This window comes from Nocardia nepalensis (assembly GCF_048910785.1).
In the GTDB taxonomy this organism is placed as follows: domain Bacteria; phylum Actinomycetota; class Actinomycetes; order Mycobacteriales; family Mycobacteriaceae; genus Nocardia; species Nocardia nepalensis.
On record NZ_JBKBET010000037.1, the window covers coordinates 162,922 to 181,204 of the forward strand.

General features: G+C 67.8%; 17 protein-coding genes. 11 read left to right on the plus strand and 6 right to left on the minus strand.

Going from position 1 to position 18,283, the window contains the following annotated elements; genetic code table 11:
• The first annotated feature begins 125 nt into the window (after window positions 1-125).
• Window positions 126-1,520: a wax ester/triacylglycerol synthase family O-acyltransferase gene (locus ACHQ4I_RS32390; protein ID WP_420775681.1), complete on the plus strand. Its 1,395-nt coding sequence runs from the start codon at window positions 126-128 to the stop codon at window positions 1,518-1,520.
• A gap of 5 nt (window positions 1,521-1,525) precedes the next feature.
• Here ACHQ4I_RS32390 and ACHQ4I_RS32395 read toward each other — a convergent pair whose 3' ends face one another.
• Window positions 1,526-2,125 (minus strand): TetR/AcrR family transcriptional regulator, encoded by a 600-nt coding sequence (locus tag ACHQ4I_RS32395; protein WP_420775682.1) that lies wholly within the window; start codon window positions 2,123-2,125, stop codon window positions 1,526-1,528.
• Window positions 2,126-2,252: 127 nt separating this feature from the next.
• Between ACHQ4I_RS32395 and ACHQ4I_RS32400 the strand changes: the two genes are divergently transcribed.
• Window positions 2,253-4,010, plus strand: coding sequence for an FAD-dependent monooxygenase (locus ACHQ4I_RS32400; protein WP_420775683.1), 1,758 nt, complete (start codon window positions 2,253-2,255; stop codon window positions 4,008-4,010).
• Window positions 4,007-4,381, plus strand: coding sequence for a DoxX family protein (locus tag ACHQ4I_RS32405; RefSeq protein ID WP_420775684.1), 375 nt, complete (start codon window positions 4,007-4,009; stop codon window positions 4,379-4,381). The genes ACHQ4I_RS32400 and ACHQ4I_RS32405 overlap by 4 nt, the downstream gene beginning before the upstream one ends.
• Before the next feature lie 22 nt (window positions 4,382-4,403).
• On the opposite strand, the gene ACHQ4I_RS32410 is transcribed toward ACHQ4I_RS32405, so the two are convergent.
• A complete protein-coding gene (locus ACHQ4I_RS32410) occupies window positions 4,404-5,888 on the minus strand; it encodes a CoA-acylating methylmalonate-semialdehyde dehydrogenase (RefSeq protein ID WP_420775685.1) in 1,485 nt (494 codons plus the stop codon).
• Between the two features lie 21 nt (window positions 5,889-5,909).
• Window positions 5,910-6,824 (minus strand): 3-hydroxyisobutyrate dehydrogenase, encoded by a 915-nt coding sequence (gene mmsB / locus ACHQ4I_RS32415; RefSeq protein WP_420776067.1) that lies wholly within the window; start codon window positions 6,822-6,824, stop codon window positions 5,910-5,912.
• Between the two features lie 109 nt (window positions 6,825-6,933).
• Between mmsB and ACHQ4I_RS32420 the strand changes: the two genes are divergently transcribed.
• The 4 genes from ACHQ4I_RS32420 (at window position 6,934) to ACHQ4I_RS32435 (ending at window position 10,364) form a co-directional block, all read left to right on the plus strand.
• On the plus strand, window positions 6,934-7,863 hold the full coding sequence (locus ACHQ4I_RS32420) for a LysR family transcriptional regulator (protein ID WP_420775686.1): 930 nt from the start codon (window positions 6,934-6,936) through the stop codon (window positions 7,861-7,863).
• A gap of 292 nt (window positions 7,864-8,155) precedes the next feature.
• The gene (locus ACHQ4I_RS32425; protein ID WP_420775687.1) at window positions 8,156-9,337 is read left to right on the plus strand and encodes a thiolase family protein; all 1,182 of its coding nucleotides are present in this window, start codon (window positions 8,156-8,158) and stop codon (window positions 9,335-9,337) included.
• Complete coding sequence (locus ACHQ4I_RS32430; protein WP_420775688.1) at window positions 9,315-9,533, plus strand: carboxymuconolactone decarboxylase family protein; 219 nt, start codon at window positions 9,315-9,317, stop codon at window positions 9,531-9,533. Before ACHQ4I_RS32425 ends, ACHQ4I_RS32430 begins: the two co-directional genes overlap by 23 nt.
• A gap of 21 nt (window positions 9,534-9,554) precedes the next feature.
• Window positions 9,555-10,364, plus strand: a complete 810-nt coding sequence (locus ACHQ4I_RS32435; protein WP_420775689.1) for an IclR family transcriptional regulator — start codon at window positions 9,555-9,557, stop codon at window positions 10,362-10,364.
• A 197-nt stretch (window positions 10,365-10,561) separates the two neighbouring features.
• Here the strand turns inward: ACHQ4I_RS32435 and ACHQ4I_RS32440 are convergent, their stop codons facing one another.
• The 3 genes from ACHQ4I_RS32440 to ACHQ4I_RS32450 form a co-directional block, all read right to left on the minus strand.
• The gene (locus tag ACHQ4I_RS32440) at window positions 10,562-11,449 is read right to left on the minus strand and encodes an AMP-binding protein (protein ID WP_420776068.1); all 888 of its coding nucleotides are present in this window, start codon (window positions 11,447-11,449) and stop codon (window positions 10,562-10,564) included.
• Entirely contained in the window at window positions 11,353-12,129 is a 777-nt protein-coding gene (locus ACHQ4I_RS32445; protein ID WP_420775690.1) for an AMP-binding protein, read from the minus strand. Before ACHQ4I_RS32445 ends, ACHQ4I_RS32440 begins: the two co-directional genes overlap by 97 nt.
• Before the next feature lie 63 nt (window positions 12,130-12,192).
• On the minus strand, window positions 12,193-13,899 hold the full coding sequence (locus tag ACHQ4I_RS32450; RefSeq protein WP_420775691.1) for a putative PEP-binding protein: 1,707 nt from the start codon (window positions 13,897-13,899) through the stop codon (window positions 12,193-12,195).
• 146 nt (window positions 13,900-14,045) lie between these two features.
• On the opposite strand from ACHQ4I_RS32450, the gene ACHQ4I_RS32455 reads away from it, so the two are divergent.
• From ACHQ4I_RS32455 to ACHQ4I_RS32470, 4 genes are read left to right on the plus strand one after another with little or no spacing between them, the layout of a single operon-like run.
• On the plus strand, window positions 14,046-14,813 hold the full coding sequence (locus tag ACHQ4I_RS32455) for a DeoR/GlpR family DNA-binding transcription regulator (protein WP_420775692.1): 768 nt from the start codon (window positions 14,046-14,048) through the stop codon (window positions 14,811-14,813).
• On the plus strand, window positions 14,810-15,760 hold the full coding sequence (locus ACHQ4I_RS32460; protein WP_420775693.1) for a 1-phosphofructokinase family hexose kinase: 951 nt from the start codon (window positions 14,810-14,812) through the stop codon (window positions 15,758-15,760). The genes ACHQ4I_RS32455 and ACHQ4I_RS32460 overlap by 4 nt, the downstream gene beginning before the upstream one ends.
• 12 nt (window positions 15,761-15,772) lie before the next feature.
• Window positions 15,773-17,989: a PTS fructose transporter subunit IIABC gene (locus ACHQ4I_RS32465; protein WP_420775694.1), complete on the plus strand. Its 2,217-nt coding sequence runs from the start codon at window positions 15,773-15,775 to the stop codon at window positions 17,987-17,989.
• A gap of 35 nt (window positions 17,990-18,024) precedes the next feature.
• Window positions 18,025-18,282, plus strand: a complete 258-nt coding sequence (locus ACHQ4I_RS32470) for an HPr family phosphocarrier protein (RefSeq protein ID WP_420775695.1) — start codon at window positions 18,025-18,027, stop codon at window positions 18,280-18,282.
• Window position 18,283: the final 1 nt, after the last annotated feature.

The window sequence follows — 18,283 nt, forward strand, 5'->3', positions numbered from 1 at the left end:
TGGGCATCCTCATGTTCCGGTCCAACCCGTGCCGGATTGCGAGCGAGTACGAACCCCGACCATGCGCCGTCGACGTCGCGCCGAATTTCTTGATCGAGCGCATGCGCGCACGAAAGGGGACCACCATGGGACGTCCGAAGCGGCGCAGGCACCTCGAGATCGACGATTCGTTCTGGACCTGGCTCGAATCGCCCGAAACGCCCATGCATGTGGCGGCATTGGCCATCTTCACGCCGGATGACGAGCCCGCCGCCGCGGTCGTGCGACGAATTGTGACCGCGTTCCAGCACCACCGCGATGTCGATCCGCGATTCCGGTTGTTGATCAGCGGCAGGCGCTTCCCACGGCGAGCCCGGCTCGACCTGACCGGCGATGTCGAGATCGACTTCCATCTGCGACACCACTCGCTGCCGGCACCGGGCGTCGAATGCGAACTGGCACAATTCATTTCACGCCTGCACTCGAGTCGACTCGATGCTCGGCGGCCGATGTGGGAGGTCCATGTCATCGACGGGCTGCACGACAATCGCTTCGCCATCTACATCAAGGCCCATCACGCATTGATCAACGGCGTCGACGCGGTCCGCCTCTTCGGCCGATCCCTCGCCACCGACCCCGACGCCCCGATCACCGCGCCGGTGTGGGCAATAGGCCGACGAGCGCTGACGAAATCCGCCGCAAGCCGGGCCCGGCCGAGCCGAGCCGAACTGCTGAGCGCCATCGTGCGGGCCACCAAAACCCTGTGGCGGGCCGGACAATCGAACTCGCCCTTGGTCGGACCGTGCACTGCCCCGCGCTCGGCCCTCAATCCCGGCGAAACCGGTCCGCAACGTCAGATCCGCACGGCCGCAATCGAATTGGCCCGGATCAAGCGACTGTCGAAGCGCAGCGGGACCACCCTCAACGACATCGTGCTCACCGCCTGCTCCACCGCGCTGCGCCGATACCTGCTCGACATCGATGCGCTACCGGAAAAGCCTCTGGTGGTCGGCTGCCCGGTCTCCATCGCCGCACCGGAAGGTTCAGCGGCCGCCAGCTCGATCGGCATCATGTTCGTCGACTCGGCCAGCGACGAACCCGACGCGAACATCCGGCTGTCGAGAATCGCCCGTTCGACCCGGGCGGCGAAGGAGCATCAGGCCACCTTGCCGCACGAAGCCCTGGTCGGCTACGCGACGCTCGCCATGGCGCCGCATACACTGCGCCAACTCGTACCCGGTGCCGTCGCCCGCGTTTCGCCGACGTTCAACCTGATCGTGTCGAACGTGTCGGGCCCCGACCAGACCCGCTACCTCGCCGGAGCGCGGATGGTCGAGATGTACCCGCTATCGCTGCTTTTCAAGGGCGAAGCGCTCAACATCACTGCCGTGTCCTACGACGGTCAGATGAACTTCGGCTTCATCGCCTGCCGCACAGCACTGCCCCATGTCCAGCGCATCGCGCAATACCTCGAAGACGCCTTCGATGAACTCGAAAGCCACTACGCCACAGCGATTCCCGATCTACCCCGCCTCGCCTGAACGGCTCAGACCGCGGGCAACGGGGTGCTGGCGATGCGCCGCGCCTCCGCGCGCGGCACCCCCAGTGCGCACAGGACGAGTTCGGCGGCGCCGGTTCCGGCCTCGCGCCAGGCCTGGTGTCCCTCGAGCACCACCCACACCGCGCTGATCACGGTCCCCATCAGCATGGATGCGATGCTGAGCTCCGCTCCGGCGGCCACTGTGTAGCGACCGGCCGCGATGCCCGCCGCCACATCCTGCATCGGCGGCCCGCTCAACGTCTCCCGCAACGACTCATCGGTCATGCCGAACCGGACCAGAAAGCGGCCCATCGCCGGGTTCTCATGGGCAAGGCGCACCAGCATGCGGACACCGGTGGCCAGCCGCAGCGGCGGATCGACCTCGCCGTGCGCATCCATGACGCGCGCGTTGGTGTCGTGGATCTCGAAGGCGAGTTGCGCCCGCACCTGGTCGAACAGCTGCTCTATGGATTCGACGTTGCGATACAGCGTCCCGCGCGCCACGCCCGCCTCGGTGGCCAGCTCACTCATGGTCAAGTCCGTGCTGCCCCGCTCAGCGAAGAGCCTGATCGCGGCGGCGTTGATCCGTTGCTCGGTCGCACTCATCGATACCCCTTCCTGACCTCCAGAACCGTATGCCAGCGTGCAGAGTGAGTCAATCATGCATCATTTGGAACATCATTGACATCTTTTGAACAGATGTGTTCAATTGTGCCGACGGAAGGACGACGAAATGAGCAGGTCGACACCGGGGCGCAACGAGGCCCCCGAGACGACGTCGGTGCTGGTGATCGGTGCCGGACCGGTTGGATTGACGCTGGCACTGGAGCTGGACCGTCACGGAGTCGACGCGCTGGTCGTGGAGCGCAACGCCAGCACGACTCGGCATCCCAAGATGGACATCACCAACGGACGCAGCATGGAGCTCTATCGCCGACTCGATGTCGCCGACGAGCTGCGCAAGGTCGCCATCCCCGCCGATCACCGGATGAAGGTGACCTGGGCGACCAATGCGGTCGGCTGGGAACTCACCGCCTTCGACTACCCAAGCGTCGAACAGACCTACGCGATGATCGAGCAGCGCAATGACGGGACCCTCCCACTGGAACCGTCCATGCGGGTATCCCAGGTGATCCTCGAACCCGCCCTGCGGGACGCGCTCGAAGCCCGATCCGAGTACGTCCGAGTCGATTACGAATGGGCGCTGGACAGCTTCACCGAGGATGGCGAGGGTGTGACGGCCCAGCTGGTTTCCGAGGCGACCGGCCAGCGCCGCACGATTCGCGCCGATTACCTCGTCGGATGCGATGGCGCCACCAGCCGCACCCGCCGCCAGCTCGGCATCGGACTCGACGAGATCGACCTGCGCCGACTGTTCGTCAAGGAACTCGGCATCGCGCGAACCGCGATGGCCGTTGCCCGCGCCTTTCTGGCGACCGGTCAGCGGCCCATGGACGGACGGTTCTACCTCGTGCACTTCACCACCGACGACCAGGAGATCCACAACCGCTTCGGCACGGTGTGGCATCTGCAGTCACCCGAGGGGTGGACCGTCATCTCCCAGAACGACGGCGACACCTGGACTCTGCACGCGCCGCTCGGTCTCGGCGTCGACGCCGACGAGATCGACCCGCGCGAATTCGTCTTCCAGCGTCTCGGTCGCAGATTCGAGATGGACGTACTGGTCGCCAATGCCTGGACGCCCCGGCTCACCGTCGCGGATTCATTCGGCCGTGGACGGGTGTGGCTCGCCGGTGATGCCGTCCACCAGGTGCCACCGACCGGCGGCTACGGGATGAATACCGGAGTCGGTGACGCGGTCGGGCTCGGCTGGGCGCTGGCGGCGCAACTCGACGGCTGGGGGACGCCGGAACTCTTGCGTGCATACGAACAGGAGCGACGGGCAGTGGCGCTGCGCAATCGCGCGGCCGCCGGTCGGCACAGCGTCGTCCGCGGAGCGGTGATGGCCGCCTCCCGCACCGCCATGCACAGCGAACGCTGGTTCGGCGCACGCGTCCGGCGACGACTCGGCCGCGAGATCAACGACCTGGGCAACCTGGAAAACGAAGCGCTCGGCATCGAACTCGGCTACCGCTACGACACCTCCCCTGTGGTGTGCCATGAACCCGGCGCGCAGGCTCCCCCGCAGCGGATGGACGAATACACGCCGAGCACTTGGCCCGGCGCCCGGCCGCCGAGCGTGCGCCTCGCCGACGGCCGAGCCATCTTCGACCTCTTCGGCCGCGGATTCACCCTGGTGCGATTCGCCGACCACGACGTCGACGCGCTCCTGGACGCCGCCGCCCGGCGGGGCGTGCCGGTCGAGGTAGTCGACATCCGCGACGCCCACGCCCGCACCCTCTACCAACGCGACCTCGTCCTCATCCGACCCGATCAGCACGTCGCCTGGCGCGGCGACACCGCCCCCGACCACCCACTCGACATCATCGACCGCATCCGCGGCGCAAAACCCGGAAAGGAACAGCCATGAACATCGCCCTCTGGATGCTGCAGGCCCTGCTCGCCGCGACCTTCGCCGCGGCCGGACTGTTCAAGCTCACCCAACCCATCAGTGTCCTCGCCGAGAAGCTCGGAAACTGGGTGCACGACTTTGCGCCCCGCGTCATCCGCGTGATCGGAGGGCTCGAGGTCGCCGGGGCGGTCGGCCTGATCGCCCCGGCTGTTCTCGGCATCGCCCCCTCGCTCACCGCTGTGGCGGCAGCCGGACTGGTCATCGCCATGATCGGCGCCATTGTCGTGCACCTGCGGCGTCGCGAATTTCCGGCGACCGGCGTGAACGTTGTCCTGGTGGTGCTGGCCGCCGCCGTTGTCTGGGGACGAGTCGGGCCCTATTCCTTCTGACGGCCGGCCGCGAGGCGAATCATCAACCGTTGCTGGGGAATCCGAGATGGATCTGACTCTCGGACGCATCCGGCCAGCGCGTGGTCACCACCTTGCTGCGGGTGTAGAAGTGGACGCTTTCCGGACCGTAGATGTGCGAGTCACCGAACAGCGAACGCTTCCAGCCACCGAATGAGTAGGCGCCGACGGGAACCGGGATGGGCACATTCACCCCGACCATGCCTACCTCGATATCGAATTCGAATTCGCGGGCCGACTTGCCGTCCCGGGTGAACAACGCGACACCATTGCCGTATTCATTGGCATTGACCAGGCGCACGGCTTCGTCATAGGAGCCGACCCGCACCACCGACAGCACCGGCCCGAAGATTTCGTCGTCATAGACCTTCATGCCCGGCCGGACGTGATCGACGAGGCTGACGCCGATGAAGTAACCGGCGGAGTCGAAGCGGGCCTCGCGGCCGTCGACCACCACGGTGGCCCCTGCCGCGGCGGCGCCCGCCACATACCCGGCGACCCGGTCCCGCGCCTGCGCCGAAATCAGCGGGCCCATCTCGGAATTCGGGTCGGTGCCCGCGCCGATCCGCAAGGTCGCGATGCGCTCGGCGACCTTGCCGACCAACTCGTCGGCGATATCACCCACGGCGACCAGCACCGAGACGGCCATGCAGCGCTCCCCCGCCGAACCGTAGGCGGCCGATACCGCCGCGTCGGCCGCCGCGTCGAGATCGGCATCGGGCATGACCACCATGTGGTTCTTCGCACCGCCGAGCGCCTGCACCCGCTTACCGCGATCGGCGGCCCGCCGGTACACGGTCTGCGCGATCGGTGTCGAGCCGACGAAGCTCACCGCCGCCACCTCGTCGTGGTCGATAATCGCCTCGACCGCCTCCTGATCGCCGTGCACCACATTGAGCACACCGTCGGGAAGTCCTGCCTCGCTGAACAATTCGGCCAGGAACACCGCGGCGGAGGGATCCTTCTCACTGGGTTTGAGCACGACGGTGTTGCCGCAGGCAATCGCGGAGGACACCATCCACAGCGGCACCATCACCGGGAAGTTGAACGGCGTGACACACCCGACCACGCCGACCGGCTGCTTGACCTGGTGCACATCCACGCCGCGCGAAACCTGTTCGGAGAATTCACCTTTGAGCAGATTGGTGAGCCCGGAGGCGAATTCGACATTCTCGATGCCGCGCGCGATCTCACCCGCCGCGTCATCGAGTACCTTTCCGTGCTCGGCGGTGATGATTGCGGCCAACTCGTCACGACGTTCGGTCAGCAGGTGGCGCAGCCGGAAGAAGACATCGGCGCGGCGGATCAGGCCGGTGGCGCGCCAGCCCGGCAATGCGGCGCGGGCCGCCTGCACCGCATCGGCGACGTCGGCGGCGGAGGCGAGCACCACCTCGGCGCTCTGGGTGCCCGTCGCCGGGTCGAAGACCGGTGCGGTGCGCAGACTCGAATCGATGCGCTTGCCGTTGATGTAGTGCGGAATGCGGTTCATATCAATGTCTTTCGCGTCGAGTCAGCCGATGGCGGGGTCGATGTGGGAGATGATCAGCGAGCAGTCCCTGTCACCGCGCCCGGAGTCGACGAGGTGTTGCAGCTGGTCGCGCACGAGTTGGGCCGCGGGGAGCACGGTTCCGGTCGATTCGGCGGCGGCCAGTGCCAGCCCGATGTCCTTATTGGCCAGTTCGGCGGTGAAGGTGGCGGCGAATCCGTTATTGGCGGCGGCGGTCTCGACGATGCCGGGCACCGGGTACCAGGTGCGCAGCGCCCAGGAATCCGCCGACGATACCGAGGCCACATTCCAGAACACCTGCGGGTCGAGGCCGAGCCGGTCGGCCAGCACCGCCCCCTCGGCGCAACCGGCCAGATTGATCAGCAGCATCATGTTGTTGCAGATCTTGGCGGCCTGGCCGCTGGTGGCGCCGCCGGTGCGAATGATGTTGCCACTCATGGGCTCGATCAGCGTCGCGGCGGCATCGACGGCGGCGGGTTCGCCACCGACCATGAATGTGAGGGTGCCCGCCGCGGCCCCGCTGATCCCGCCGGAGACGGGCGCGTCGACGAACCGGAAGCCGCTTTCGCTGGCCGTCTCGTGCAGGGTGCGGGCGGAATCGATATCGATGGTGGAGCTGTCCACCAGCAGCGTTGTCGGCGCCGCGTGGGCGAGGACGCCGCCCTCACCCAGATAGACCGCGCGGACATGCTCCCCCTTCGGCAACATGGTGAATACCGCGTCGACGTCGCGCACCGCCTCGGCCAGCGATGCCACCGGCTTGACGCCGCCCACCGCCGCCGCTTCGATGGCCGCGGGGTTCAGATCGAACCCGAGCACGGTGTGTCCGCCCTTGACGAGATTGGCCGTCATGCGACTTCCCATATGCCCCAAGCCGATCCATCCGATGGTCGCCATAGCTGCGCTCCGTTTCTCGATGTGATGCGGACCACGCTACGAAAGCCATAGACCCGATATCAATGCAGTTGAGCGCCCGATTTCGCAGTAATGCACTGCATATTTGCAGGTTCAGTGGTGGAATCGGTCCATGACACAGAGCGGTGCCGCAGTCGGAATCCAGCCGAGCCCGGACGATCTCCTCGTCCTGCTCGCCGTCGCCCGCCTGGGCAGGTTCTCCGCGGCGGCCGCCGCGCTCGGCGTGAATTCGACCACCGCGTCCCGTCGCATCGCGAGCCTGGAGAAGGCGGTCGGCGGGCGGTTACTGGTGCGCAGCCCGCGCGGCTGGGAGCTGACCGAACTCGGGCGCGGGGTGCTGGTGGTCGCGGAGGAGATCGAGAAGTCGATGCAGCAGCTCGCCACTCCGCTGCAGACGCGCACCGACGGTATCGGCGGGCTGGTGCGCATCGCCGCCTCGGATGCCTTCGTGGCCCGCTTCGCGGTGCCCGCGCTCGCCCGACTACAGGAGGCGCATCCGCGACTGTCGATCGAACTCATCAGTGCGACACAGCGAGTCCGGCAGAACCGGTCCGGGGTCGATCTCGAAATCGTGGTCGGCCAACCCGACGTGCATCGGGCGATCGCCCGGCACCTGACCGACTACCGCCTCGGCCTGTATGCCAGCCGGACCTACCTCGACCGACATGGCACACCAGAGCACCTCGCCGACCTCGCCCACCACCGCCTGATCTTCTACATCGAGTCGTCGCTGCAGGTGGACGAGCTCGACCGCGCGGCGAAGCAGCTACCGGAACCGGTCACCAGCATGCGCTCCACCAGCGTCTTCGCCCACCTCGAGGCCGCCGCCGAGGGCGCGGGCGTCGCGATTCTGCCCGCCTATCTCGGCGACGGGCGCTCGCAGCTGCGGCGGCTATTGCGCGCGGAGTTCGACTACCGAATCTCGTATTGGTCGGTGGCGCGCGAAGAATCGTTGCGCAGCAACGCGGTTCGGGCGGTATTGGCCGCCCTGCGCTCCGAGGTCTCGGATCGTGCCGCGGAATTACACGGCACGCAGGATTGATCCGGGCCATCCGTGGTGCGGCGATCGCGCAGGCGCGAGTAGTCCTCGCGGGGCAGCGTCCGGCGCGCCGAGAGGGCCGATCCGGTCGCTGCCGAGAACGGGATCTTCGGTCACCGCCACACTCGCCTATGATGTTCGCATAACAACCGTTTGTACGGATTGCGCACAAAGGAGGCATTATGGAGGCGGCTACCTCGGTCGCGCCGAGAACGGGCAGTGCACCGGATCCGGAAATCAGCGAGCCGGCGTCGACGACGGAACTCGCCACACTGCGAGCACTGAAGGCGGCCTCATGAGCGGCGCATTTCTCTACGACGGCATTCGCACCCGGTTCGGCCGATACGGCGGCGCGCTGAGCGGCGTCCGACCCGACGACCTCGCGGCTGCCGTGCTGCGAGCGCTCGCCGATCGCAACGATCTGGACCCCGCGACGGTGGACGAGATCGTCTTCGGCGCCGCGAACCAGGCGGGCGAGGATAATCGGAATGTGGCACGCATGGCAGCGCTGCTGGCGGATTGGCCCACCTCGGTGCCCGGCACGACCGTCAACCGGCTGTGCGGGTCGAGCATGGACGCCGCGATGCAGGCCTCTCGAATGATCGAAACCGGTGATGCGGCAACGGTTGTCGTCGGCGGTGTCGAATCGATGAGCCGCGCGCCGATGGTAATGCCGAAGCCCGGCAAGGCATTTCCGGTCGGCAACGAAACACTGCACTCCACGACCCTGGGCTGGCGGCTGGTGAATCCGGCTATGCCCGCGCAGTGGACGGTGTCATTGGGCGAGAGCACCGAAATCCTGGCCGGCCGTTACGGTATCGAGCGGGCAGCGCAGGACGAGTTCGCCGCACGCAGCCATCAGCTCACCGCGAAGGCCTGGGACAACGGTTTCTACGACGATCATGTCGTCGCCGTGCCCGGCACCGAACTGGCTCGCGACGAATCGCTGCGCGCGGAGACTACCGTCGAGCGGTTGGCGCGGTTGCAGCCGTCGTTCCGTCCGGACGGCACCGTCACCGCCGGGAACGCCTCACCACTGAACGACGGTGCCTCCGCCCTGCTGCTCGGCGACCAATCCCTGGCCGATCGGCTCGGTCGTGCGCCGCTGGCCCGGATCGCGGGACGCGGTGCGGCCGGGGTGGATCCGGACGTCTTCGGCATCGGACCGGTCGAGGCGGCACGAATCGCCTTGCGGCGGGCCGGAATCGGCTGGGGTGATCTCGGTGTGGTCGAGTTGAACGAGGCCTTCGCCGCGCAATCGCTCGCCTGCCTTGCCGATTGGCCCGATCTGGACCCGGACATTGTCAATGTCAACGGCGGCGCGATCGCGATCGGCCACCCACTGGGCGCGTCCGGCGGCCGCGTCATCAACCAGCTCGCCCGCGAAATGCGGCGCGGCGGCAGCCGGTGGGGACTTGCAGCATTGTGCATCGGCGTCGGTCAGGGACTGGCGGTTGTCCTGGAGGCCACATCATGAACGCCCCGGCGGTCAATCATCTGATTCTCGCTCTTCCGAAGGAGGACTCGCCGCGATCACCAACGGTCTCACCGCCACCGAGATCGCCGAAGTCCTCTTGCACACCTGCGCCTACGCGGGCGTGCCCACGGCCGACACCGCCTTCGCGATCGGGCAGCATGTACTGGCCGAACTCGGGGACGATACCGCCCTGTAGCACCTGTCGAGGAGGACGACGATGACGACCGGCGGTAACGACGACGACGGCCAGCGCGGCACCCATTACGTCCAGTCCCTCGAACGTGGCCTCGCGGTCATCAAGGCATTCGACGCCGAGAACCCGCACCTGACGCTCTCCGATGTCGCGCGTCTGACCGGACTCACCCGCGCCGCCGCGCGCCGGTTCCTGCTGACCCTCGCCGATCTCGGCTATGTCCGCACCGACGGCAAACGCTTCTTGCTCACCGCCAAGGTGCTCGAATTGGGCTATTCGTATCTGTCCAGCATGACCCTGTCCGAGGTGGCGCAGCCGCACCTCGAACAGCTCTCCGCCGACGTGCACGAATCCAGTTCGGTATCGGTGCTCGACGGTCCGGATATCGTCTACGTCGCCCGCGTCGCCGCATCCCGGATCATGACCGTCAGCATCAATATCGGCACGCGTTTCCCCGCCTACGCCACCTCCATGGGCCACGTCCTGCTGGCCGGACTCTCGGCAGCAGAACTCGACGCCTATCTGGCACGCACGCCATTGGCCCGGCTGACCGCCAACACCATCACCGATCAGGACACCCTGCGCACCACATTGGAAAGGGTTCGCGCACAGGGTTATTCCATCGTCGACCAGGAATTGGAGGAGGGTCTGCGATCGGTAGCCGCCCCCATACACGACCGGTCGGGCGTGATCGCCGCGGTCAACATCTCGACACACGCCTCCCGCCGCAGCATCGAATCCATTCGGGCCGAACTGATCCCGCGCCTGCAAACCGCCGCCCAGCGCATCGAACAGGACCTCACCGCCGCGAAACCGATCACGCGCCTGGGCTGACCTTGCCGCACCACGGCGCGCAGCCGATCATGTGCCGAGGCGAGTCATATGGTGGCTCGCATTGGGTGGCGGCGCGACCGCTCGACTCGGCTCGACGAGTAGTTGCTGGATGCGGCGCTTCGGTCGGGCGCGGGGGCGTCCGCCTTCGATCTCGAGCGGAGACGTGGGGACTTGACCTGATGCCCCTGCAGCGCAGTCTATTTCGCTGAAGTCGATACGGGGTGCTGGGCTTGATAGCTATCGCGGAGGAGTCGCTTGCGGATCTTTCCGGAGTCGTCCCGCGGCAGGCTGGTGGCGATGTGAATGATGCTGGGCTGTTTGAAGGTAGCGAGTTGTCCCTGGAGGCCGGCTCGCACGTCTTCGGCGGTGAGGTGAATTCCGTTGCGTGGCACCAACTGGGCGGCGACGCGCTCGCCGAGATCACCGGTGTCGGGCACTCCGAAGACTGCGACGTCTTCGACGCCCGGTAATGCCATGATGGCGTTCTCGACCTCGGCGGGATAGATATTCACCCCGCCGCGGATGATGATCTCGGCGGAACGGCCGGTGAGATAAAGGTATCCGTCGTCATCGAGGTAGCCCGTGTCGCCGACATGGATGAATCCGGGTATCCGGCCCGGCTTTTCGTGCCCATTGAGATAGGTGAAGGTGGGCCAGTAGTCGGCGCCGCGCACATGGACCAGGCCGATCTCACCGGGCGGCAACGGGTTTCCATCGTCATCGGCGACCATGACCGCCGAGCCGTCCGCGGGTCGCCCGACACTGCCAGGGTGGTCGAGCCATTCGGCGGCGGTGATCCAGGTGATGGTGCCCGCCTCGGTGCAGCCGTAGAACTCGATGACGGCGTCGCCGAACCACTCGATCGCGGCCCGCTTCACCGCGGGCGGGCAAGGTGCGGCCGAATGGATCAGGTGGGCCAGGCTGGACACGTCGTAGCGGCGCCGGATCTCGGACGGCACCGATAACAGCCGCGACAGCATGGTCGGCACTACCTTGGCCTGCGTGATCCGGTGTTCGTGCACGAGTTGCAGGAATCGTTCGGCGTCGAAACGCGGCATGATGGTGATATTCGCGCCGATCCGCAGTCCGAGGACCGCGACCGCGTTCGGGCTGGTGTGGTAGAGCGGCCGGCGACCAGCATCTGAGCGCCCGGCGCCAACCCCATTCGGTTCGCGGTGGCCCCCGCGACGGAGAGCAGCTGCTGCGGTGTCATGCGGTCGCGTGCGACGCCTTTCGGATTTCCGGTGGTCCCGGAGGTGTAGATCAGGCCCATCGAATCGGCGATCGCGCCCTCCAGATAGCCCAGTGGCTCGGCATGGGTCTCGACCCAGGTTTCGAGCGTCGGATACCGCCCCGTCGGACACGACAATCCGTCCGCGAACCCACCCTCGGCGAGAAGTTCCGGCGGCATCGCGACCTCTACCATCCGGGCCGCGCTGACGGCCAGTTCGAGCGCGCGCTCGACGGTATCGACGAACTCGGTATGCGCGAAAACCAGCACCGCCCGGCTATCGGCGAGCAGATGCGCGACCTCCCGTGACTGCCACAACGTATTCACCGGAACCGGATTCGCCCCACACGCCGCGACCGCCAACGACACCTCCAGGAATTCGATGTCATTGCGCAGCATCACCGCGACCCGATCACCACGCCGCACCCCGGCATCGACCAGCGCCGCCGCCAATCGCCCCGCCCGCGCATGCACCTGCGCCTGCACCCGAACCCGCCCGCCACACCGAACAACCGCCGCCGCGTCATCGCTCACTCAACCGAGTCTGCCGCATCTACTCCGCGCGGACACCGCCGAGATGGCCGCACGCGCCATGGATCAGTGGCCGGTTCGGTGCAGGGCGGCGCGGGCGGCGGCGCGCGCGGCCTCCGGATCGGATGTCGCCAGGACGGCGGCGGCGGCGCGGTGGCAGTCGTCGAGGGTGACCGAGGAGAGGGCGGCGCCGACGGCGGCAACGGCGGCACCGGCCGCGGAGAGCGAGCGGATGCCGAATCCGGCCAGGACGCAAGCCAATAGCGGGTCGGCGGCGGCTTCACCGCAGACGCCGACCGGCTTGCCCGCGGTCGTACCGGCGGCCGCGGTGCGCGCGACCAGCGCGAGCACGGCAGGCTGCCAGGGGTCGGTGAGCGCCGCGAGTTCGGCGGACATGCGGTCGGCGGCCATGGTGTATTGCGCCAGGTCGTTGGTGCCGATCGAGAGGAAGTCGACGTGTTCCAGGATGGCCTCGGCCAGTAGGGCGGCCGCGGGTACCTCGATCATGACGCCGGGCACCAGTCCGCGCGCCCGCACCTTCGCGGCGAACGACTCGGCCTCGGCCGCGGTGGAAATCATCGGAGCCATTACCCACGGGGTCGGTCCGCGGTCCGCGGCGGCGCGCGCGATCGCGTCGAGTTGCCGGTCCAGGATTCCGCTGTCGCGGGCGGAGATGCGGATGCCGCGCACACCCAATGCCGGATTCGCCTCGTCGGGGTGATCGGCGAAGCGCAGCGGCTTATCCGATCCGGCGTCGAGGGTGCGGATCACCACCTTCGAGCCGGCGTAGGCGTCGAGCACATCGCGATAGATGCCCGCCTGTTCGGCGATGCTCGGCTCGGATTCGCGGTCCAGGAAACACAATTCGGTGCGGAACAGACCGATTCCCTCGGCCGGATGCGATCGCGCCGCCCGGGCCCCGGCCGCGTCCTGGACGTTGGCGAGCACCTCGACCCGGTGCCCATCCGCGGTAGCGCCGGGTCCGGTCCAGGCCGCCGTGCGCGACTCCTGCGTGCGATATTCGGCTACGGCGCGGGCTGCGGTTTCCGGATCCGGGCCGACGACAACATGTCCGGCCGAGCCGTCGATCAGCACATCGATTCCGGCGGGCACATCGTCGAGTCCGGCGATCGCGACGACACACGGAATGCCGAGTTGGCGGGCGATGATCGCGGTGTGGCTGGTCGGGCCGCCGCGCGAGGTGGCAAGGCCGACAATAAGATTCGGGTCGAGTCCGGCGGTATCGGCCGGAGCGAGGTCATCGGCGAGCAGGATGGACGGCCGCGCGGGTGTGGGAATGCCCGGTTCGGGCGCTCCGGCCAATTCGGCCACCACGCGGTCGCAGACATCGCGGAGATCGGTGACCCGTTCGGCCATCAGCCCACCGAGCTTGGTGAACACCGCGGCGAACTGATCGGTGGCCGCGATCGCCGCCGCGGCCGCGGGACTGCCCCCGGCGATCAACTTTTCGGCGGCTCCCAGCCAACCGCGATCGGCGGCCATCGCGGCATTCGCGGCCAGCACCTCCGAGGCCGCACCGCTCGCCCGGGTGGCGCGCTCGCGCAATCGATGCGCAACAACCGCCGTCGCGGTCAGGAAGACTTCGCGTTCGGATGTCCGATCGGACTCGGCGACGGATGCCAACGGCAGGTCCGGACGGGTCCGCGGAGCCGGGCGCACGGCGGGCGCGGCGGCGATTCCCGGTACCGCCGGGGTTCCGCGCAGCGTCACCGCCTCCAGCGATATGCCTGTGGCCTGCGGCGATCCGGACATTCGTTTCCTCCTCCACGTCGATGTCGAGTGAGTACGACTGATAACTCACCGCGGCTCGATGTGATTCAGACTACTCAAATCTCTTGACAAAGCAACATAGACGGGCATAAAACAACATAAACAAACATCGCCAATCGGAGGACCGGATGTACGCAGAGGAGCGCCAGCAGGCCATCGCCGACCTGGTCGGGCAACGCGGCCGCGTATCGGTCGCCGATCTTGCCGAGCAATACGGGGTCACCACCGAGACCGTGCGCCGCGACTTGGCCGTCCTCGATCGAATGGGCCTGATCCGCCGGGTGCACGGCGGTGCGGTACCTGCGGCGGCGCTCACCGCGATCGAACTCGGCACCAACGAGCGCGAACATTCCCGCGCCGCCGAGAAGGACCGCATCGCCAAGGCAGCCCTGGACTATCTGCCACCGACCGGCGGCAGCGTGCTCTTCGACGCCGGGACCACCACCGCGCGGGTGGCCGCCGCGCTACCCACCGATCGCGAACTCGTCGCCGTGACGAACTCCGTGCCCATCGCGGCCCGGCTCAGCGGGCACGGCGGGGTGCGACTGCATCTGATCGGCGGCCGGGTGCGCGGGGTCACGCAGGCCGCGGTCGGCGCCGAGGCGCTGCGTGTGCTGGGCGAACTCCGGGTCGACGTGGCCTTCATCGGCACCAACGCGCTGACCATCGGCCACGGACTGTCCACCCCCGATCCCGATGAGGCGGCGGTGAAGCGCGCCATGATCGCCAGCGCCCACCGCGTCGTGGTGGTCGCCGATGCCACCAAGGTCGGCCGGGAGGATCTGCTCAGCTTCGGCTCGGTCGACGACTTCGACGTCCTGGTCACCGATACCGGACTGCTCCCGTCGGTGCGCAACAAACTCACCGAATACGGCATCGAGGTGGTGACCGCGTGATCGTCACCCTCACCGCCAACCCTAGCATCGACCGCACCGTCAGCCTGCGGGAGCCATTGCGGCGCGGCGCCGTACATCGGGCCGAGACCGTGTTGTCGCAGCCCGGTGGCAAGGGGGTCAATGTGTCCCGGGTTATCGCCGCGGCCGGAGTCGACACCGTCGCGGTGCTGCCCGGCAATGACGGAGATCCCTTGCTGCGCATGCTCACCGACGCCGCCATCGACCATCGCGCGGTGCCGTGCACCGCATCGGCGCGCACCAATCTCACCGTCGCCGAGCGCGACGGCACCACCACGAAGATCAATGAGCCCGGCGCGGCGCTTGGCGCCGAATGCCTTGCCGCACTGGCAGATCGACTGGCTGAACTCGCCGAGCGGGCCAGCTGGGTGGTGCTGTCCGGTTCGTTGCCGCCCGGTGTTCCCACCGATTGGTATGCGTATCTGCTGCACCGGTTGCGCGGCACCCGCATCGCCGTCGATACCTCCGACGCTCCCCTGCTCGCGCTCGCCGCCGAGCTGGAATCGGCTGCGCCGCAACTGCTCAAGCCGAATGCCGACGAACTTGCCCAGCTCACCCGAACCAACCCCACCGAACTGGAGGATCCCATCGCCGCCGCGCGCGCCGCGGGCACGCTGGTCGCGCGCGGCGTCGATGCCGTACTCGCGACGCTCGGCGGGGCGGGGGCGGTGCTGGCCACCGCGGACGGCGCCTGGCATGCCGCCGCGCCCGTCATCACCCCGCGCAGCACCGTCGGCGCCGGCGACTCCGCGCTGGCCGGATATCTCCTGGCCGATCTCGAAGGCCTGGCCGCACCGGATCGGCTCCGCCGCGCCGTCGCCTATGGCAGCGCCGCCGCCGCGTTGCCCGGCACCGGGCTGCCCGGCCTACACCACACGAACCCCCGCGCCGTGGCCGTCACGGCGTTGGCTTCCATGCACAGTCGCTGAAGGACACCCGCGATGGCCCACCCGACCACTCCCCCCGTTTCGATCATCACCGCCGAGCTGATCAGCCTCGACTCCGACCTCGGCACCGCCAAGGAAGCGGTCATCGCAGCGCTCGCACAGCGACTCACCGACAACGGGCGCGCCACCGACGTCGACGCACTGCGCGATGCCGCACTGGCACGCGAATCGCAGTCCGCGACAGGGCTTCCCGGCGGAATAGCGATCCCGCACTGCCGGAATGCGGCCGTCACCAGCGCCGCACTCGGATTCGCCCGCCTTGATCCACGAGTGGATTTCGGCGCGCCCGATGGACCTGCCGATCTCGTATTCCTCATCGCCGCGCCGGAAGGTGCGGGGTCTGAGCACATGAAGCTGCTATCCGGTCTCGCACGCGCGCTGGTTCGGCCGGAGTTCGTCAGCGCGCTGCGGGCCGCCGCGACGCCCGACGAGGTTGTCGACCTTGTCACCGACGTGCTTGCGCAGAAACCCGCCATGACGCCCAAAACTCCTACACCCGAAGCAGTTTCGAACGGCGCATCGGTACCGGAATCAGATTCGAACCGCACCTGCGCAGCGAGAGAAGTTTCGACCGGAACAGCCGCACGGGAATCAGATTCGACCGGCGCGGCTGCACGCGAACCGGTACCGAACAACGCGTCCCCGCATCGCACCGTGCCCACAGCATCTGGAGCCGACCCAACCTCCTATGCCACTACAACATCTGCGCCCCACCATGTTTCGGCCTACGCGGCAGCGGACGATGCGACGGCCGAGCAAACGATCGTCGCCGTCACGGCCTGCCCGACCGGCATCGCCCACACCTACATGGCCGCCGACTCACTCGTCGCCGCCGGTGATCGCGCGGGTGTCACAGTGCACGTCGAGACGCAGGGCTCCAGCGGCAGCACCCCGCTGCGTCCCGAAACCATCGCCGCCGCGAGCGCGGTCATCTTCGCCACCGATGTCGGGGTGCGCGGCCGGGAACGGTTCGCGGGCAAACCCGTCGTCGAGTCCGGTGTCAAACGCGCTATCAACGAACCCGACACCATGGTCGCGGACGCATTGCGCGCCGCCCTGGACCCGACGGCGGCGACCGTCGCGGGATCGGCACGCCCCGAGGCCGATTCGGCCCCGCCCGCACTCGGCTGGGGCACCCGGCTGCGCCAGATCCTGCTCACCGGTGTCAGCTACATGATCCCGTTCGTCGCCGCGGGCGGCCTGCTCATCGCACTCGGATTCCTGTTCGGCGGCTATGAAATCGCCGATCACGCCAAAGCGATCGTGCTGGACAACTCACTGACCGAACTGCCCAACGGCGGCCTGCCGACCTATCTCGGCGCGGTGCTGTTCCAGCTGGGTTCGCTCGCGTTCAGCTTCCTGGTACCAGCGCTCGCCGGCTATATCGCGTTCGCCATCGCCGACCGCCCAGGTCTCGCACCGGGATTCACCGCGGGTGCGGTTGCCGTATTCGTCGGCGCCGGATTCCTCGGCGGCCTCGTCGGCGGTCTGATCGCCGGATTCGCCGCGCTGTGGGTGGCGAAACTGCCTGCCCCACAGTGGGCGCGCGGACTCATGCCGGTCGTGGTCATACCGCTGTTCGCCTCGCTCATTGTCGGCGCGCTGATGTTCATCGTCCTCGGCAAGCCGCTCGCCGCTATCACCAGCGGACTCACCCACTGGCTCAACAGCCTGACCGGCACCTCCGCGCTCGCTCTCGGCGTAATCCTCGGCCTGATGATGTGTTTCGACCTCGGCGGCCCGGTCAACAAGGCGGCCTACTCCTTCGCCGTCGCCGGACTTTCCGTCACCGATCCCGCCTCGCTGCGCATCATGGCCGCCGTCATGGCGGCGGGCATGGTCCCGCCGCTGGCCATGGCCCTCGCGTCGACCCTGCGCCCGCGCCTGTTCACCACCGCGGAACGCGAAAACGGCAAGGCCGCATGGCTTCTCGGCGCCTCCTTCATCTCCGAAGGCGCCATCCCGTTCGCCGCCGCCGATCCACTGCGGGTGATTCCCTCGATGATGGCCGGTGGCGCGGTCACCGGCGCGCTGATCATGGCCACCGGAACCACGCTCAGCGCACCGCACGGCGGCATCTTCGTCTTCTTCGCCGTCGGCCACATCGTCTGGTTCCTCGCCGCACTCGCCGCGGGCACCGCCGTCGCCGCCCTCTGCGTCACCGCGGCCAAGGAGCTCGTCAAGCCGCGCACCGTCCTCGCCACCGCCTGATCCGAAAACCATTCGCCCCAAGGAGAACCGCTCACATGGCCAGCACCACCGTCACCGTCGCCTCGACCATCGGCCTGCACTCCCGCCCCGCCAACATCATCGCCGAAACGGTCACCGACGCCGGAGCCCAAGTGACCCTGGCGCTCGTCGGCGGCGAACCCGTGGACGCCGGATCGGCGCTCATGATCATGACCCTCGGCGCCGCCTACGGTACCGACGTCGTAGTCACCAGCGACGACCCACACGCACTCGAACAGGTCGCGAAGCTCGTCGCCACCGACCTCGACGCCTGAT

What these genes read in the sequence shown, in the direction of transcription:
- ACHQ4I_RS32390 (WP_420775681.1), top strand. Translation starts at nt 126, where the DNA reads ATGGGACGTCCGAAGCGGCGCAGGCACCTCGAGATCGACGATTCGTTC.
- ACHQ4I_RS32395 (WP_420775682.1), bottom strand. Translation starts at nt 2,125, where the DNA reads ATGAGTGCGACCGAGCAACGGATCAACGCCGCCGCGATCAGGCTCTTC.
- ACHQ4I_RS32400 (WP_420775683.1), top strand. Translation starts at nt 2,253, where the DNA reads ATGAGCAGGTCGACACCGGGGCGCAACGAGGCCCCCGAGACGACGTCG.
- ACHQ4I_RS32405 (WP_420775684.1), top strand. Translation starts at nt 4,007, where the DNA reads ATGAACATCGCCCTCTGGATGCTGCAGGCCCTGCTCGCCGCGACCTTC.
- ACHQ4I_RS32410 (WP_420775685.1), bottom strand. Translation starts at nt 5,888, where the DNA reads ATGAACCGCATTCCGCACTACATCAACGGCAAGCGCATCGATTCGAGT.
- ACHQ4I_RS32420 (WP_420775686.1), top strand. Translation starts at nt 6,934, where the DNA reads ATGACACAGAGCGGTGCCGCAGTCGGAATCCAGCCGAGCCCGGACGAT.
- ACHQ4I_RS32425 (WP_420775687.1), top strand. Translation starts at nt 8,156, where the DNA reads ATGAGCGGCGCATTTCTCTACGACGGCATTCGCACCCGGTTCGGCCGA.
- ACHQ4I_RS32435 (WP_420775689.1), top strand. Translation starts at nt 9,555, where the DNA reads ATGACGACCGGCGGTAACGACGACGACGGCCAGCGCGGCACCCATTAC.
- ACHQ4I_RS32450 (WP_420775691.1), bottom strand. Translation starts at nt 13,899, where the DNA reads ATGTCCGGATCGCCGCAGGCCACAGGCATATCGCTGGAGGCGGTGACG.
- ACHQ4I_RS32455 (WP_420775692.1), top strand. Translation starts at nt 14,046, where the DNA reads ATGTACGCAGAGGAGCGCCAGCAGGCCATCGCCGACCTGGTCGGGCAA.
- ACHQ4I_RS32465 (WP_420775694.1), top strand. Translation starts at nt 15,773, where the DNA reads ATGGCCCACCCGACCACTCCCCCCGTTTCGATCATCACCGCCGAGCTG.
- ACHQ4I_RS32470 (WP_420775695.1), top strand. Translation starts at nt 18,025, where the DNA reads ATGGCCAGCACCACCGTCACCGTCGCCTCGACCATCGGCCTGCACTCC.